This window comes from Actinoplanes cyaneus (assembly GCF_016862095.1).
Taxonomy (GTDB): domain Bacteria; phylum Actinomycetota; class Actinomycetes; order Mycobacteriales; family Micromonosporaceae; genus Actinoplanes; species Actinoplanes cyaneus.
Map to the genome: position 1 here is coordinate 1 of NZ_BOMH01000108.1, position 14,616 is coordinate 14,616.

Below are 14,616 nucleotides of genomic sequence, written 5' to 3' on the forward strand. Positions count from 1 at the left end.
GGACTCGCTGACCTACAGCGAAGACGACGCACTGCGCACTTCGCGCCCCGCTCTGGAGCGCTTACGCCGCCTCGGGCACGTGCCTGACTCGGGCGGGTCCGGGGAGCAGCCAACCGGTGCAACTCTCGGTGGGAGCGTCGGCCCCGGGCCCCGGCCATGATGCCCGCTCTCATCGGTGTTCCTCGTTCACCAGTTGATGGCGACACCGGCAGCGGGGATCGGCCGCGGCGCCGGGCACGGCGACGTCGAGGGGCGCGGTCGCGAAGCGAGCGCCGTGATCCGCGAAGGCCGCGGTGAGCTCCCCGGGCTGCCGGGCCGTGGCCATGACGCTGTCACCGGCGGCCAGCGCGGCCCGGGTGATGGACCGGCCCAGGCCCCGGGACGCTCCGGTGATGAACCGAACGCGACTCATGTCTTTGTCTCCTTGTCCACGGTTGGACTGACTGGTCAGTCAGAAAGAGAGACGGCGGCAGAACGCGCCAGTTCAGCGCGCGACCGGCCCGGCCTGGCCCAAGACGCGAAACAGCGCTGCGACCGCTGGCATCCTGACGGCGAGGGCTTCTCCCGCGTACGTGTGTGGCACGTCTCAGTGGCCCACGAAGTGGCAGATTCACCGGTCGCGGACAGGTACGGGTCATGGAAGTTGACGAGGAGCGGTTCCGGGAGCTGCATACCGCGACGTACGCGGACCTGCTGCGGTTCGTCGGACGCCGGGTGCCGCCCGCCGAGGCCGAGGACGTCGTAGCCACGGTGTTCATGGTGGCCTGGCGCCGGCTGGCCGACGTGCCGGACGACGCCCGGCCGTGGCTCTTCGGCGTGGCCCGCAGAACCATCGCCAACCAGAACCGCAGCTGGCGCCGGCGCAACGAGGTGGATCTGCACATGGTGGCGGACCTGCACACCGAGGCGGACGCGACGCCTGACCGGATCGATCTGATCCGCGCGTGGTGGACGCTGACCGCTGCCGAGCGTGAGGTGCTGGCGCTGGTCGCGTTCGACGGCCTGACCGGCGACCAGGCGGCGACCGTGCTCGGCTGCCGGCGATCGGCCTTCAGCATGCGGCTCGGGCGAGCCCGCCGGCGACTGCGCGACGCCCTCGAACCCACCCGTCAGACGACACGATCGGAGAGCACACATGGATGACGACCTGAGCCGGGTGGCCCAGCTGGATCCGGTCCGCGACCAGGAACCCACGCCGGAGCAGTGGGCGCGCTCGCGCGCCCGGATCGAGGAGATGATGGCCCGCTCCAGGACCGGGACAGCGCCTGTCCGGCTGCACCGGCCTCCGGCCCGGCGGCTGGTGATCGGCCTGGTCGCCGCGGCCGTACTGGGCGTCGGAGGAATCCTGGCGGCGCCCGCGCTCCGGCCCGGAGCGGACACCGCCTATGCGTCGTGGACCGCGATTCCCGCCGAGGTCACCGCCGCGCAGCTGGTGACCCTGACCACCGGTTGTGCCCGATCCTGGGCAGAGCCGGCCGGCGAAGCGGTGCTGGCCGAGCGTCGCGGCACCTCCCTGTTCCTCGTTCTGAAGATGAGCAGTGGTGCACTGGTCACCTGCTTCTCCTGGGACGGGGACGAGCCCGCGGGGGCGGACCGGCTGTCGGACGGCCACGGTGCGGAACCGTCGCTGCCTGCGACGGGCCGGGTGTCGATGCTCGGCGGTCCGCAGACGATCGGTGGTGCCGCCGGTCGGCAGACCAGCGCGCTGGGCCGGGTCGGCCCGGGCGTGACCGGTGTCGACATCGCCCTGCCGCACGGGCCGACGGTCCGGGCAACCGTCAGTAACGGCTGGTGGGCCGCGTGGTGGCCGGATCGTCACGGTGACCAGACCGACGGGTTCCGGATCGTCGTGCACACGGCGGCCGGCAGCCGTTCGTACCGTCCGGAAGAGTTCTCCTGACGATGCCCGACGATGACGAGTCCCCGTTCCGGGCCGGAACGGCGTCGCATGCGGACATGTTCGACGACGCGCGCCGGCAGGCCGGTGCCGGGCCGCGTTCCGACCGCGATCGTACGGCCGCGGACGACCGGCGGGCGGCGGGCCGGGAAGTGCCCGGTCTGCTGCGCCTGGCTCTCGCCGCGGCTCGGTGGTAGCCGGTCCCGGTCCGCGGCCGATCGAGTGGTCAGGCGGTGCGCCGGCGGTCTCCTCGAGGCGGGCCACGGCGGCCCGCCGTCAGCTCGCGGCCGGCGGCATGTGACGCAACAGCACTGAACGCCGCCCCTTGCGCGCCGTCGGAGCAGGTATGACGAGTCTGCAGAACCAGTCCTCGGTCCGCTCGCTGACCCTGGGTCAGGTCCGTTTCACGTACGTCGTCGACGGCGCCATGGCTTTCCCTCCGGCCGGCTTCTTCCCGTCCGTGCCGCCCGGGGAGTGGACGCTCGATCTCCTGGACGAGCACGGCATGGTCCCGATGTCGGCCGGCGGCCTGCTGGTCGACATCGGTGAGCGGCGGCTGCTGATCGACGCCGGGTTGGGCCCGATGCGGGGCGAGGCGGGCGGTGGCACGGTCAACTGCGGTTCGCTGCTCGACACCCTGTCCGGCCTCGGCCACCACCCGTCGGCGGTCGACGTGCTCGCGCTGACCCATCTGCACCCCGACCACGTGGGCTGGGCCGGGGCCTTCGGGCGTCACGCGGTTGCCGCGGCGGAGTGGAAGGCGTCGCCGGAGATGGCGTGGCTCGCGGCCCCGAGCCTGCTCGAGGACGGTGACGAGGTGGTCCCCGGCGTATCCGCGATCGTCACTCCTGGTCACAGTCCGGGCCATACGTCCTTCCTGATCACGGCCGGGGCCGAGCGGCTGCTGTGCTTCGGCGACGCCTTCCACCACCCGTTGCAGCTCAACCACCTCGAGTGGGGCTCGGGTCCGGACTGGCACGGCGACAGCGTCCCGGCCGCCCGGCGACGCCTGATCGACGAGATGCTGGTGCCGGGCACTCTCGCCTTCGCCTTCCATTTCGGCGACCAGCCCTTCGGCCGGGTGTCTCGCGCCGCGGACGGAACGATCGCCTGGAACCCGGTGCCCAGCACCGTGCTCGCCGGCCCGCCGCGACTGCTGGCATAGCGTTGCCGGCGCCCGGGCGGACGCCGCGCGCCGGCCGCGCGCGCCCCGTTCGCCGAGCCGGTCTCCGCGGGAACCGGCCGACGCCGCAGAGGTCGATCACGCGACCCTCGGCCGAACCGACGGGGTGAGCCGCCGCCTCCCCGGTGGCTCCGCGTGCGTAGCCGGACACCGGCCGAGGCCGGGCGGCGGCGGGACGTTCGGCCGGGCCGCCGGCGGTCGTCTCCATCGTGTCCGGCGTGACCGAGTTCACCGGTGATGACGGCGAACCTCCGGTTCCGTGCGCCGTCGTCCCGGGAGCGGCGGGAATCGCCCGTCGCGCCGTGAGGGGGCTGGGATGAACGCATTGACAGGCAAGGTGGCCGTCGTCACGGGGGCGACCAGTGGCATCGGGGTGGACGTGGCGCGTGCGTTCGTCGCCGAGGGCGCGCACGTCGTCCTGGCCGGACGCCGCCGGTCCGAGGGCGACGCCGTGGTCCGGGAGCTCGGGCCGGCGGCCTCGTTCGTACGGACCGATGTCACCGACGAGGACGACGTCGCCGAGCTGCTGCACGTCGCCGTCCAGCGACACGGCCGGCTGGACGTACTCGTCAACAACGCCGGAGCCGCGTCGCATCTGGGCAGCATCGAGGAGGTCGACGCCGCTGCCTTCCGCGCCACCCAGGAGGTCAACGTCATGGGCGCGTTGTACGGCATCAAACACGCCGTCGGTCATCTGCGCCGGCTGGGAACGGGCGGCAGCATCATCAACATGGCCAGCATCACGGGTGACCGCGTCGTCTACGCCGGGGTTGCGTACTCGGTCTCCAAGGCCGCACTCATCCACCTCACCAAATGGGCTGCCGCCGAACTCGGCGCCTACGGCATCAGGGTGAACAGCATCTCCCCGGGCTTCATCACCACCACGCGTTTCGGCAAGGCCGCCGGCGTCACCGAGGTGCAGGCCCGGGAACGCCTGGATGCCCTCGACACGTACGCGCGTGAGCAGGCCGCGTCGATGCAGGCCATTCACCGCGCCGGGACCGGATCGGACGTCGCCGGGGCCGCCGTGTATCTCGCCGGTGACGCGAGTTCCTACGTGACAGGGCAGGATCTGGCCATCGACGGAGGCCTGTCGCTCGGGCAGCCGCGGGACGCGATGGTGAGGATCCGTGACACCATGGCCGGCATCTTCGCCGGCTGATCGACCGGTAGAGGCCCCGCGGGACGCCCGGGGCCACCTACTCAGGCGGAGGACGCAGGGCGTATCCCGTCGGCGCGGGGGCGCGGCCGATCTCGTCGAGGAGCACGCCGAGCCGCGCCATCGCCTCGTCGGTGAACCCGGCACCGGCGAGCAGCCGCCCGACAGCGTCCGCGACAGCCGCTCGAGCATTCCGGATCCGGTTCTCGCCGGCCGGGGTGAGTTCCACGTGGCGTACCCGGCCGTCGTACCGGCCCGCGCTGCGGCTGATCAGACCCCGGTCGGTCAGCGCGTCCACGAGCTTGCGCGTGGTGGTCCCGGACGTCGACATGACGCGGGCCAACTGGTTCGTCCGCAGCCGCCCGCCGATGAGGACCGTGAGCAAGGCGTACTCGCGGGGGTCAAGGTCCTCCTCGTGCAACGCAGTGGCCTCCGCTGCGGCCACGACACGCGCGGCCCGTGCCAGCCGCCGGCTCAGTCCGGCCATCCCCGGCCGCGCGTCGACCCGTTCCCCGACCGCCGGGGACGTCGTCTCGGTGCCCATGTCGCGCGGATCAGAAGCTGAAAAGCCGGTACTCACTGACGGCGTCGAACCCCAGCCGCCGATAGACCAGCGCGCCTCGAGGGCTGGCTGTCAGGGTCGCCACCTTCAGGCCCCGCCTCCTCGCCTGAGTCAGCAGTTCCACCGCCAGCGCGGTGCCGATGCCACGGCCCTCGAACGCGGCGATCGTCGCCATGTTGTAGATGCCGGCCACGCCATGGCTGATGGACAGCGCGCCACAGGCGACCGGCTCGTCCCCGAACCAGGCGACGTAGCGAAGCTGGTCGTCGAGACGGCCGTCCCGGGAGATCTCCACCTGGGCGGCGGCGTCCGCGTCGGTCATGGTCATGCCGTTCGGCACCAGATAGGTCCGGGCGAACGCGGCCAGGTCCCCGTTGGTCCGAGCCGGTTCGAGCCGGACCCCGGACGGGACCGGCACCTCGGGTACGTCGTCGAGGCGCGCGGCCATCAACGGCACGGTGCCGGCCAGGGTGGCGCCGCGGTGGACAAGCAGGTCCGCGACGGCGACGTCGCTGTCCAGAGGGTGATACCACCACATCCAACTGGTTCCGGCCAGGGCTTCCCGGGCCCGGCTCACGGCGGTGGCCAGGTCGATGCCACGCGCCCGGAGCACTCCGTTCAACATCCCGTGCCGCAGGTCGCTGCGGTAGATCGGGAGGTCGTCGTCGACCGCTGAGGTGCTGCCCCATCCGAGCCAGTAGGCGCGGTTGTTGGCCAGTTGCGGTGCCAGGTCGTCGACGGAGTCCACCACGTACTTCGCTGAGTTCACGACGAGATCGACGTGTCGGCCCGGTGAAAGTTCACGTCGAACCCCGGATCCGCCCTGGCTCACCCAGCAGCACACGCTCACGTACCCTCCGCGGGCAACGTCGCAGCCAGGCGGATGACCGCAGCTGTCGGTCTGCGCGACTGAGCCGGATTCGCGTGACCGGTGAGGTCCCACCCCGGGATCGGGCACCGGGTCTCCTGTCGCGAGGCGATGGGCGGCCGGTAGCAGACCCGGGTTTCACGCGCGGTGCGCAGGCCGTCGGCCGAGTGCAGTCGCTGTCCGTTGTCGAGGACGCCGGAGTGGTGCCCTGTTGAGCCGCGACAGACGGTGTCATGTTCGGACCCTTCCGGTGATGAGTGCGCCTGTCCAACCGCTGAATTCCCGCTGTTGGACAGGCGCACTCATCACCACATGCTAATCGGCGCCCGATCTGTCACGACTGGACGATGAATCGACAACGACCTACCCGTTTGACAGCATTGCCCGACAGGATGTCCGGCAGATTTCGCCGGACATTTGTGTTCATTCGAAGATCTGCTCGAAATGGGTGATGCGTCGTGCTCCGCGACATGATCGTCATCGGCACCGGCCTGATCGGCACCTCGGTGGCGCTGGCCGCCCGGCGCGCCGGGGTGACAGTGTTCCTGTCCGATCGTGACCCGGTCGCGGTGCGCGTCGCCGAGGCGCTCGGCGCCGGACTGGCGCAGTCGCCGCAGCGACCGGTGGATCTGGCGGTGCTCGCGGTCCCGCCCGCACATGTCGGCCCGGTGATCCGGCAGGCGCAGTCCAGTGGGCTGGCGTTGAGCTACACCGACGTGGCGAGTGTCAAGGGAGAGCTCGAGCGGATCGTCCTGCGCTCCGCGCCGAAGCCGTCGGCCTACGTCGGCGGTCACCCGATGGCGGGCCGGGAACTGTCCGGCCCGCTGGCCGCGAGTGCCGAGCTCTTCGCCGGCCGTTCCTGGGTGCTCACCCCGTCCCCGGTCACCGACGAGGTGACCACCGAGCGGGCGAAGGCATTGGCGCTGCTCTGCGGCGGGATCCCGGTGCTGCTCTCCAGCCGGGAGCACGACGAGACGGTGGCGCTCACCTCACATCTGCCGCACCTGATGGCGAGTCTGCTGGCGGCGCGGTTCTGTGATGCTCCGGCCGGGGCCGGACAGCTGGCCGGCCAGGGGCTGCGTGACGTCACCCGGATCGCCGCGGGCGATCCCGCGCTGTGGGCCGACATCGTCCGGGCGAATGCCTTGGCCGTCGCTGTGGCCCTGCGCGGCATGCACACCGACCTGTCCCGGTTGCTGGCGGCGGTCGAGGACCTCGCCGAGCCCGGCCCGAGCGACCGGGCCGCCGCGGAGCGGCTGGTGACGGACGTGCTGAGGAGAGGGGTGCGAGGCGTCACGCACCTCCGGCGGTCCGGGAGCGGCGCTGCCGTCCCGGACCTGTCGGCCGTGCTGCGGGTCGTGCTGCGCCGCCACCCCGGCGATCTGGCCCGCCTGCTGTCCTCGGCGGCGACGTTCGAGATCAGTGCCGAGCAGGTGGCAGCGGAGATCGATACGGACGGCGCCGTGGTCGTGCGATTCCCGGTTCCGGTCCAGGAAGCCGAACTCGCCGAGATCGGGCTCCGAATAGCCGGGTGGGAGATTTCCCGGGACGTTTCCCCGGCGAGAAACCATCGTCGGAATCCGTGACCTTCCGGGGCGCGTCCCTGCTCCGAATCAATTGATACAGTTCGCTGGCCGGCATGACGGTGCCCGTATGTCCAGCCAATCGTCCGCCCACGGGGGCCGGCGAAAGAGCCGCCATTTCCGAATAGGTCCCGCCAGGTATTCGTCAGGCTCGCCCGGCGCGGCGGTCCGGACTCCGAGGAGGACAAGTGGTCCCGACAGCTCCCATCGCCTCGCATCAGCTGCTGTTGCTCCTGCTGCAACTGGGTCTGCTCCTGACCGGCGCCATCCTGCTCGGCCGGCTGGCCGTGCGCGTCGGTCTCCCCGCGATCGTGGGGGAGCTGGGCGTCGGCGTGCTGCTCGGTCCGTCCCTATTCGGCTGGACGCTGCCCGGTGTTTCCCACTGGCTGTTCCCGGCCGTCCCGGAGCAGGTGCATCTGCTCGACGCCGCGGGACAACTCGGCGTCCTGCTGCTGGTCGGCCTCACCGGCATCGAGCTGGACATGAGGATGGTGCGCAGGCAGGGCGCGACCGCTGTCCGGGTGAGCCTGGCCGGCCTGGTGCTGCCGCTGGGCATGGGCATCGCCCTGGGCTTCGGGCTGGCGCCGGTGCTGCGGGCCGGGGACACGAAAAGCGTGGTCTTCGTGTTGTTCCTGGGCGTGGCGATGTCCGTCAGTGCCATCCCGGTGATCGCGAAGACCCTGATGGACATGAATCTCATCCATCGCGACATCGGCCAGCTGACCCTCGCGGCCGGCACGGTGGACGACGCCTTCGGCTGGCTCATGCTCTCGATCGTCTCCGCGATGGCGGTCGGCGGTCTCACCGGCGCGACGATCGCCTTCGCCGTCCTCTCCCTGCTGCTGGTCGTCGTGGTGGCGGTGCTGGCCCGTCCGCTGGTCCGAGCCGTCCTGCGCAGGTGCGACTCGCCGCAGCAGACCACCGCCGCGGCCGCCGCGATGGTCGTGCTGGCCGCCGCCGGCACCCAGGCCCTCGGGCTGGAGGCGGTCTTCGGGGCCTTCGTCGGCGGCATCCTGGTCGGAACCAGCGGGGAGTACGTCCGGCCACGCACCGCGTCGCTGCGGATGGTCGTGCTGACCGTGCTGGCGCCGATCTTCTTCGCCACCGCGGGCCTGCGGGTCGACCTGCGGGCGCTCGCCCAGCCAGTGGTCCTCGGCGCCGCCGCGGCGGTCCTGTCCGTCGCGATCGTCTCCAAGTTCGCCGGCGCCTACCTGGGTGCCCGGCTGAGCCGGCTCAACCGGTGGGAGGCACTCGCCCTGGGCGCCGGGATGAACGCGCGAGGTGTCGTCGAGGTGGTCGTCGCGATGGTGGGGCTCCGGCTGGGCATTCTCAACTCCGCCTCCTACACGATCATCGTGCTGGTGGCGGTGGTGACCTCGGTGATGGCACCGCCGCTGCTGCGAACGGCGCTGAAACGGCTCCAGGAGACGCCGGAGGAGGAGGCGCGACTGCACGCCGGGCTGGCCACGCGGGAATCCGGCGGGCACTGACGTGGCTCGCGCGAACCAGGGGAGGGACGCAAGCATGACGCTCGCACGGATCAACGAGATCACTCTGAGCTATGACCAGTACGGCTCGGGTGAGACCGTCGTCCTGGTCACCGGGACCGGGGCACCCGGCCGGACCTGGCGGACACACCAGGTCCCGGCGCTGCGCGCGGCCGGTTTCCGCGTCGCCACGCTCGACAACCGGGGGATCGCGCCGACCGACTGCGGTCCGGGTGAGTTCACGATCGAGGACATGGCGGCCGACGTGGCGGGCCTGATCGAGCACCTGCACGCCGGGCCGTGCCGGGTGGTCGGCTTCTCGCTGGGCGGCATCATCGTGCAGGAACTTCTTGTCGCCCGCCCCGAGCTGGTCCGGCAAGCGGTGCTGATCGGCGCGGCCGCCCGGACGGACGTGCTGACCCGGGCGGTCGTCACCGCGGAGGCCGCGCTGGGTGATGAGGGTGTCGTGCTGCCGCCACGATACGGCGCGGTCGTCACCGCGATGCAGAACCTGTCCCCACGCACTCTCAACGACCAGGATGCGCTCCGCGACTGGCTGGACATCCTCGAGCTGTCCGCGGTCGATCCGGCGTCGATCCGCCCGCAGTTGGGCCTGCAACTGATCGCGGACCGGCGTGAGCGCAACGCGAAGATCGAGTGTCCGTGCCTGGTGATCGGGTTCGCCGACGACCTGGTCGTGCGCCCGCACCTGTGCCGCGAGGTGGCCGACAGCATCCCGGACGCGATCTATCGGGAGCTCGCGGACTGCGGCCACTTCGGGTGCCTGGAGCGACCCGAGGCGGTGAACTCGCTGCTCCTCGAGTTCTTCGCGACGGCCTGACGTCACGCGACCGGCGAGGGGGCGGGTGTCCATCCGTCCGAATCGGTTGGTTGGACACCGGTCAGCGGCCGCGCGCCGAGATGAGGTCCGGCGCGGCGCCGTGGTGGTTCACCGGCATAGCGGGAAAGGCAACCGTGACCGTGAGGCCGCCCCCCGGCCGGGGGACCGCGGTGACGGTGCCCTCGTGGGCCTGGGCGATCGCTCGCACGATCGAGAGGCCGAGACCGAGGCCCTCGGTCCGCGAGGTCCGGTCGGTGTTCAGGCGCTGGAAGGGCTGGAAGAGCCGGTCGATCGTCTCCGCCGGGACGACCGGGCCGGTGTTGCTCACGACCAGTAAGGGCCGGGAGTCCAGCACGTACGTCTCGACATCGACGCGGCCGCCGGGAACGTTGTGCCGGATCGCGTTGTCGATCACGTTGATGATCAGGCGTTCGGTGAGATTGCGGTGCCCCGCCATCGTGGCCGGCGCGATGCTGGACCGCAGGGCGACGGACCGGTGCTCAGCGTCGGACTGCCGGGCTGTCACCACTTCCCTGGCGAGCTCGCCCAGGTCGAAGGGCTCGCGGGTGTCGATCCCCGCCTGACCGCGGGCGAGCGTGAGCAGCGCCTCGATGAGTCGTTCCTGCTGTGCGCCGGCTGCGAGGATGCGTTCGTGCGCGGCGCGCAGGGATGCTTCGTCGGCATGGGGGTTCGAGAGGGCCACCTGCCCCAGCGCCCGTTGCCGGGCCAGCGGGGTCCGCAGCTCGTGCGAGGCGTTGGCCACGAACCTGCGCTGCGCCTCGAAGGACACCTGCAATCGGCTCAGCAGGCCGTCGAAGGTGTCACCGAGCTCTTTCAGCTCGTCGTCGGGCCCCTGCAGGGACAACCGCTCGTTGAGGCTGGTGGCCGAGATCCGCCGGGCGGCCGTGGTGATCGTCCGCAGGGGGCGCAGCACCCGGCCGGCCATCAGCCAGCCCAGCACCACCGAGGCGGCCGACATGATCGCGAGTGCGAACGCGGAGTTGATCCAGAGCTGCTCCAGCACGACCATCTTCTGGCTCTCCAGCGCGGCCTGGGTCGCCGGCATCGAGAAGTCCATCGAGGACTGCTGATGGATGGGGCCGCTGCTCCCCTCCGGCAGCAGCGACGGGCCCTGCCCGGCCGGGGCCGCCTGCGCACCCTCCACCGGGCCGGGGCTGATGTGCAGGATCGAATACCGCACCAGCAGGTAGGTGATGGCCAGCAGGGTCGCTCCGGTGGCGAAGAACAGCAGGCCGAAGAGCAGGGCCAATCTGAGGCGGACGGTACGGCGTGGGAGCCGGACGGGCATCGACATGGCAGCTCCTCAGGCCTGGTGGATGCGGTAGCCCCGCCGGGGCACGGTCTCGATGATCGGTGGATCCCCCAGCTTGGCGCGCAGCCGGCTCATCACGATCTTCACGGCGTTGGTGAACGGGTCCGCGGCCTCGTCCCAGACCCGCTCCAGCAACTCCTCCGCGGAGACCGCCCGGCCCTCGGCACCCATCAGGATCTCCAGCACACCGAACTCCTTGGGGCGCAGGTCGATCCGCCGCCCGCCGCGGGTGCAGATGCGCCGGGCGGTGTCCACCGCGAGGTCGCCGTAGTGCAGCACCGGAGGGACGGCCGGCTGGACCCGGCGGGCGAGAGCGCCGACGCGGGCCACCAGTGCGGGAAAGTCGAACGGCTTGGGCAGGTAGTCGTCGGCGCCCATGTTCAGGCCCTCCACCAGGTCCTCGGTGGTGGCGGCGGCGGTGAGCATCAGGATCCTGCTGCGGGAACCCGCCGCCATCAGCTCGCTGCACACCTCGTCACCGTGCATGCCGGGAAGGTCTCGATCCAGCACGATGACGTCGTAGCCGTTGCAGGTGGCGCGTTCCAATGCGGTGACCCCGTCGAAGGCCACATCGACCGCCATGTGCGCCTGTCGCAGCCCGGCGGCGACGGTCTGTGCCATCTCCTCGTCGTCCTCCACCACGAGAATTCGCATCCCGTCGTCCTCCTCCAGGCAGCCGGACATGACCAATCTTGACAAGCTTTCCCATTGTGTTCTAGCGCCGGTTTCCTCAGCGTTTCACTCACGCGGCCACCGCCTCGGCCCACCCGGGCGAGGGACGCCCGCCCGCCGTCGTCGGATGACCGACGCTGCGCACCCCTGGGGACCAACCTGTCCAGGTATTGACCAGTAATGATCCGAACGAACAATAAGAATGTCCGGAATGGTGACGTCCAAGTGCTCATAAATGCGGTTGGACATGGCCTGTCGGGATGCCTTGTCGAGTTGTCTCACGTCTGGATATCGTGTGGCCGTTCTCGTTCGGATAATTGAGGGGGGAAATCATGGGAAATCCATTCGACAACGAGCAGGGCTCTTTCTTCGTGCTGGTCAACCTCGAGAACCAGCACTCGCTCTGGCCGACTTTCGCCGACGTCCCCGCCGGCTGGCGAGTGGTATTCGGTGAGGCTTCGCAGAAGGAGTGCCTCGACTACGTCGAGGAGAATTGGACGGACATGCGTCCGCAAAGCCTCATCGACGACATGAAGAAGTACGAGGCGACGGTGCAGGAGAACCAGTCGGACGCCGAAGAGGTGCCCGTTTCATGACTCTCGGCCCTGGCCCGATGATGCGTGGAATGGCTCCGGACTCGTCGGTGACCGGGCAGAGTATCAAGCCGGGCACCTTCAGACGGGCTCTGCCGTACGCGCGTCCGCACTACCGCCCGATGGCGGTCCTGCTGCTGGTGACCGCCCTCAACGCCGGCCTCACCGTGCTGACCCCGATCCTCTTCAAGGTTCTGATCGACGACGGCATCACCGCCGGCAACAGTGACGTCGTCCTGTGGATCTCGCTGTCCGTCGTCGGGCTGGCCCTGGTGAGCCTCGTTCTCGGCATGGCGGAGGCACGGTACTCCGGCCGGGTCAGTGAAGGGCTCGTCTACGACCTGCGCACCGAAGTGTTCGACCACGTGCAGCGTCAGCCGCTGGCGTTCTTCACCAGGGCGCAGACCGGCGCCCTGGTGAGCCGCCTGAACACCGACGTGGTCGGCGCCCAGCAGGCCGTCACCGCGATCCTGTCCACGATCGGCTCGTCGGGACTGACGCTGATCCTGGTCCTGGTCACCATGTTCTACCTGTCGTGGCAGGTCACGCTGATCTCCCTGCTGATCCTCCCGCTGCTGGTGGTGCCGGGGAAGATCGTCGGGCGGTCCCTGCAGCGCATCATGCGGGAGCAGATGCAGATGCACGCGGAGATGGGCTCGCTGATGAACGAGCGTTTCAACGTGACCGGGGCACTGCTCAGCAAGCTCTACGGCAAGCCGGCCGTGGAGACTCAACTCTTCGCGCAACAGGCGGCCAAGGTCCGGGACCTCGGGGTGCTCGCCGCGACGTACGGCAAGACGCTCTTCCTCGCCATGACCTTGATCGGCTCGCTCGCCACCGCACTCGTCTACGGCGTCGGCGGTGGCCTGGCGATCGACGGCACCCTGCAACTCGGCACGCTGGTGGCACTCGCCACGTTGCTCACCCGGCTGTTCGGGCCGATCACCCAGCTCTCCAGCGCGCAGGCGAGCATCCTGACCGCGCTCGTGAGCTTCGACCGCCTGTTCGAGGTGCTGGACCTCAAGCCGCTCATCACCGACAAGCCGAACGCTCGGGCCCTGCCCGCCGGTCTCGCCGCCGGCGGCTCGGCACCGGAGATCCGGTTCGACCGGGTGGCCTTCCGCTACCCGTCCGCGGCGGAGGTCTCGCTGGCGTCGCTGGAGTCGATCGCGGTGGCGGCGCCGAAACGCACGACGAACGCTCTGGTGCTGCGGGAAGTCAGCTTCGTGGCGCCGGCCGGAAAGCTGACCGCCCTGGTCGGACCGTCCGGCGCGGGCAAGACGACGATCACCCACCTGGTGCCGCGCCTCTACGACGTCACCGAGGGCGCGGTCCGCATCGGCGGGCACGACGTCCGGGACCTGACCCTGGCGTCACTCCACGAGTCGATCGGCATCGTGACCCAGGACGCTCACCTGTTCCACGCCACGATCCGGGCGAACCTCACCTATGCCCGGCCGGAGGCGACCGATCAGGACCTGATCGCCGCATGCCGGGCGGCGCAGATCTGGGATCTGATCGCCGGTCTCCCCGAGGGGTTCGACACCACCGTGGGCGACCGCGGCTACCGTCTCTCGGGCGGCGAGAAGCAGCGGATCGCCATCGCGCGGCTCCTGCTGAAAGCGCCGCCGATCGTCGTTCTGGACGAGGCGACCGCACACCTGGACTCGGAGTCCGAAGCCGCCCTGCAGAAGGCGCTGAAGACCGCGCTGGCGGGCCGGACCTCACTGGTGATCGCCCACCGGCTCTCCACCATCCGGGAGGCCGACCAGATCCTGGTGATCGACGACGGCCGGGTGCAGGAGCACGGCACCCATGACGAGCTGCTCGACAGGGGCGGACTCTACGCCGAGCTCTACCGCACGCAGTTCTCCCGCCCGCAAACGGCGGACGACGACATACCGGCTCCCGAGCCGGTGGGCGTGGCACCGGGACCGCTCCCCGGCGGCCCGGGCCGGGGCGGCCGGGCTGCCCCGTTCGGACCGGGCTTCCACCCCGACGGTGGACCGCCGCCGCCGATCCCGGGCTGAGGCCGGCTACCGGTCTCCATCACCACCACACGTCGCGAACAGGCATTATGCGAATCCCGTAGGAGGGGAAAGCCTTATGGGCGATCTGTCGGAGACCCTCGGCAGCTCTGATCTGTCGTCTCCCACTTCTCGTCCCACCGGTCGTACCGCTGTGCCACTGGAATGGAGCGGCACAGCGGTGCCGATCGCGACAGGTTCGGTGCTGGATCTGATCGCGGGCTGGGTGCGGTCCACCCCGGAGGCGGTCGCGGTCCGGGACAGTGCCCGGTCGTTGACGTATGCGCAGCTCGATGAGCGGGCGACGGCTGTCGCGGCCGGTGTGCGTCGTGGTGATCGGGTCGGGTTGTGTCTGCCGCGTGGGGTGGAGATGGTCGCGGCGATGCTCGGGGTGTGGAAGGCCGGCGCGGC

General features: G+C 70.4%; 16 protein-coding genes. 11 read left to right on the top strand and 5 right to left on the bottom strand.

Annotated elements, in window-relative coordinates; all coding sequences use genetic code 11:
- Nucleotides 1–169: 169 nt before the first annotated feature.
- Nucleotides 170–412, bottom strand: coding sequence for an SDR family NAD(P)-dependent oxidoreductase (locus Acy02nite_RS47435; protein WP_203756201.1), 243 nt, complete (start codon nt 410–412; stop codon nt 170–172).
- Nucleotides 413–636: 224 nt separating this feature from the next.
- On the opposite strand from Acy02nite_RS47435, the gene Acy02nite_RS45320 reads away from it, so the two are divergent.
- The 5 genes from Acy02nite_RS45320 (at nt 637) to Acy02nite_RS45340 (ending at nt 4,242) form a co-directional block, all read left to right on the top strand.
- Nucleotides 637–1,143 (top strand): RNA polymerase sigma factor, encoded by a 507-nt coding sequence (locus Acy02nite_RS45320; protein WP_203756205.1) that lies wholly within the window; start codon nt 637–639, stop codon nt 1,141–1,143.
- Nucleotides 1,136–1,900, top strand: a complete 765-nt coding sequence (locus tag Acy02nite_RS45325) for a hypothetical protein (protein WP_203756208.1) — start codon at nt 1,136–1,138, stop codon at nt 1,898–1,900. Before Acy02nite_RS45320 ends, Acy02nite_RS45325 begins: the two co-directional genes overlap by 8 nt.
- 2 nt (nt 1,901–1,902) lie before the next feature.
- Nucleotides 1,903–2,094: a hypothetical protein gene (locus tag Acy02nite_RS45330; RefSeq protein WP_203756211.1), complete on the top strand. Its 192-nt coding sequence runs from the start codon at nt 1,903–1,905 to the stop codon at nt 2,092–2,094.
- A 149-nt stretch (nt 2,095–2,243) separates the two neighbouring features.
- Nucleotides 2,244–3,062, top strand: a complete 819-nt coding sequence (locus tag Acy02nite_RS45335; protein WP_203756214.1) for an MBL fold metallo-hydrolase — start codon at nt 2,244–2,246, stop codon at nt 3,060–3,062.
- 334 nt (nt 3,063–3,396) lie between these two features.
- A complete protein-coding gene (locus Acy02nite_RS45340) occupies nt 3,397–4,242 on the top strand; it encodes an SDR family NAD(P)-dependent oxidoreductase (RefSeq protein ID WP_203756216.1) in 846 nt (281 codons plus the stop codon).
- Between the two features lie 37 nt (nt 4,243–4,279).
- Here Acy02nite_RS45340 and Acy02nite_RS45345 read toward each other — a convergent pair whose 3' ends face one another.
- Nucleotides 4,280–4,783, bottom strand: coding sequence for a MarR family winged helix-turn-helix transcriptional regulator (locus Acy02nite_RS45345; protein ID WP_203756218.1), 504 nt, complete (start codon nt 4,781–4,783; stop codon nt 4,280–4,282).
- Between the two features lie 10 nt (nt 4,784–4,793).
- A complete protein-coding gene (locus tag Acy02nite_RS45350) occupies nt 4,794–5,570 on the bottom strand; it encodes a GNAT family N-acetyltransferase (protein ID WP_203756220.1) in 777 nt (258 codons plus the stop codon).
- A 557-nt stretch (nt 5,571–6,127) separates the two neighbouring features.
- Here Acy02nite_RS45350 and Acy02nite_RS45355 point away from each other — a divergent pair.
- The 3 genes from Acy02nite_RS45355 to Acy02nite_RS45365 all read left to right on the top strand — a co-directional run bounded on the left by Acy02nite_RS45355 (nt 6,128) and on the right by Acy02nite_RS45365 (nt 9,580).
- Nucleotides 6,128–7,255 carry a prephenate dehydrogenase gene (locus Acy02nite_RS45355; protein ID WP_203756222.1) on the top strand — a complete coding sequence of 376 codons (1,128 nt, stop codon included), beginning with the start codon at nt 6,128–6,130 and terminating at the stop codon, nt 7,253–7,255.
- A 185-nt stretch (nt 7,256–7,440) separates the two neighbouring features.
- On the top strand, nt 7,441–8,742 hold the full coding sequence (locus Acy02nite_RS45360) for a cation:proton antiporter (RefSeq protein ID WP_203756243.1): 1,302 nt from the start codon (nt 7,441–7,443) through the stop codon (nt 8,740–8,742).
- Between the two features lie 34 nt (nt 8,743–8,776).
- Nucleotides 8,777–9,580, top strand: a complete 804-nt coding sequence (locus Acy02nite_RS45365; RefSeq protein WP_203756247.1) for an alpha/beta fold hydrolase — start codon at nt 8,777–8,779, stop codon at nt 9,578–9,580.
- A gap of 61 nt (nt 9,581–9,641) precedes the next feature.
- On the opposite strand, the gene Acy02nite_RS45370 is transcribed toward Acy02nite_RS45365, so the two are convergent.
- Nucleotides 9,642–10,895: a HAMP domain-containing sensor histidine kinase gene (locus Acy02nite_RS45370; protein ID WP_203756252.1), complete on the bottom strand. Its 1,254-nt coding sequence runs from the start codon at nt 10,893–10,895 to the stop codon at nt 9,642–9,644.
- A 9-nt stretch (nt 10,896–10,904) separates the two neighbouring features.
- Nucleotides 10,905–11,567 (bottom strand): response regulator transcription factor, encoded by a 663-nt coding sequence (locus tag Acy02nite_RS45375; protein ID WP_203756273.1) that lies wholly within the window; start codon nt 11,565–11,567, stop codon nt 10,905–10,907.
- A 350-nt stretch (nt 11,568–11,917) separates the two neighbouring features.
- Between Acy02nite_RS45375 and Acy02nite_RS45380 the strand changes: the two genes are divergently transcribed.
- From Acy02nite_RS45380 to Acy02nite_RS45390, 3 genes are all read left to right on the top strand, one after another.
- The gene (locus Acy02nite_RS45380; protein ID WP_425548278.1) at nt 11,918–12,181 is read left to right on the top strand and encodes an MbtH family protein; all 264 of its coding nucleotides are present in this window, start codon (nt 11,918–11,920) and stop codon (nt 12,179–12,181) included.
- Nucleotides 12,178–14,208, top strand: coding sequence for an ABC transporter ATP-binding protein (locus Acy02nite_RS45385; RefSeq protein WP_203756255.1), 2,031 nt, complete (start codon nt 12,178–12,180; stop codon nt 14,206–14,208). The genes Acy02nite_RS45380 and Acy02nite_RS45385 overlap by 4 nt, the downstream gene beginning before the upstream one ends.
- Nucleotides 14,209–14,386: 178 nt before the next feature.
- Nucleotides 14,387–14,616, top strand: a 230-nt coding sequence (locus Acy02nite_RS45390; RefSeq protein ID WP_203756258.1) for an AMP-binding protein, incomplete at its 3' end; no start/stop codon positions are given.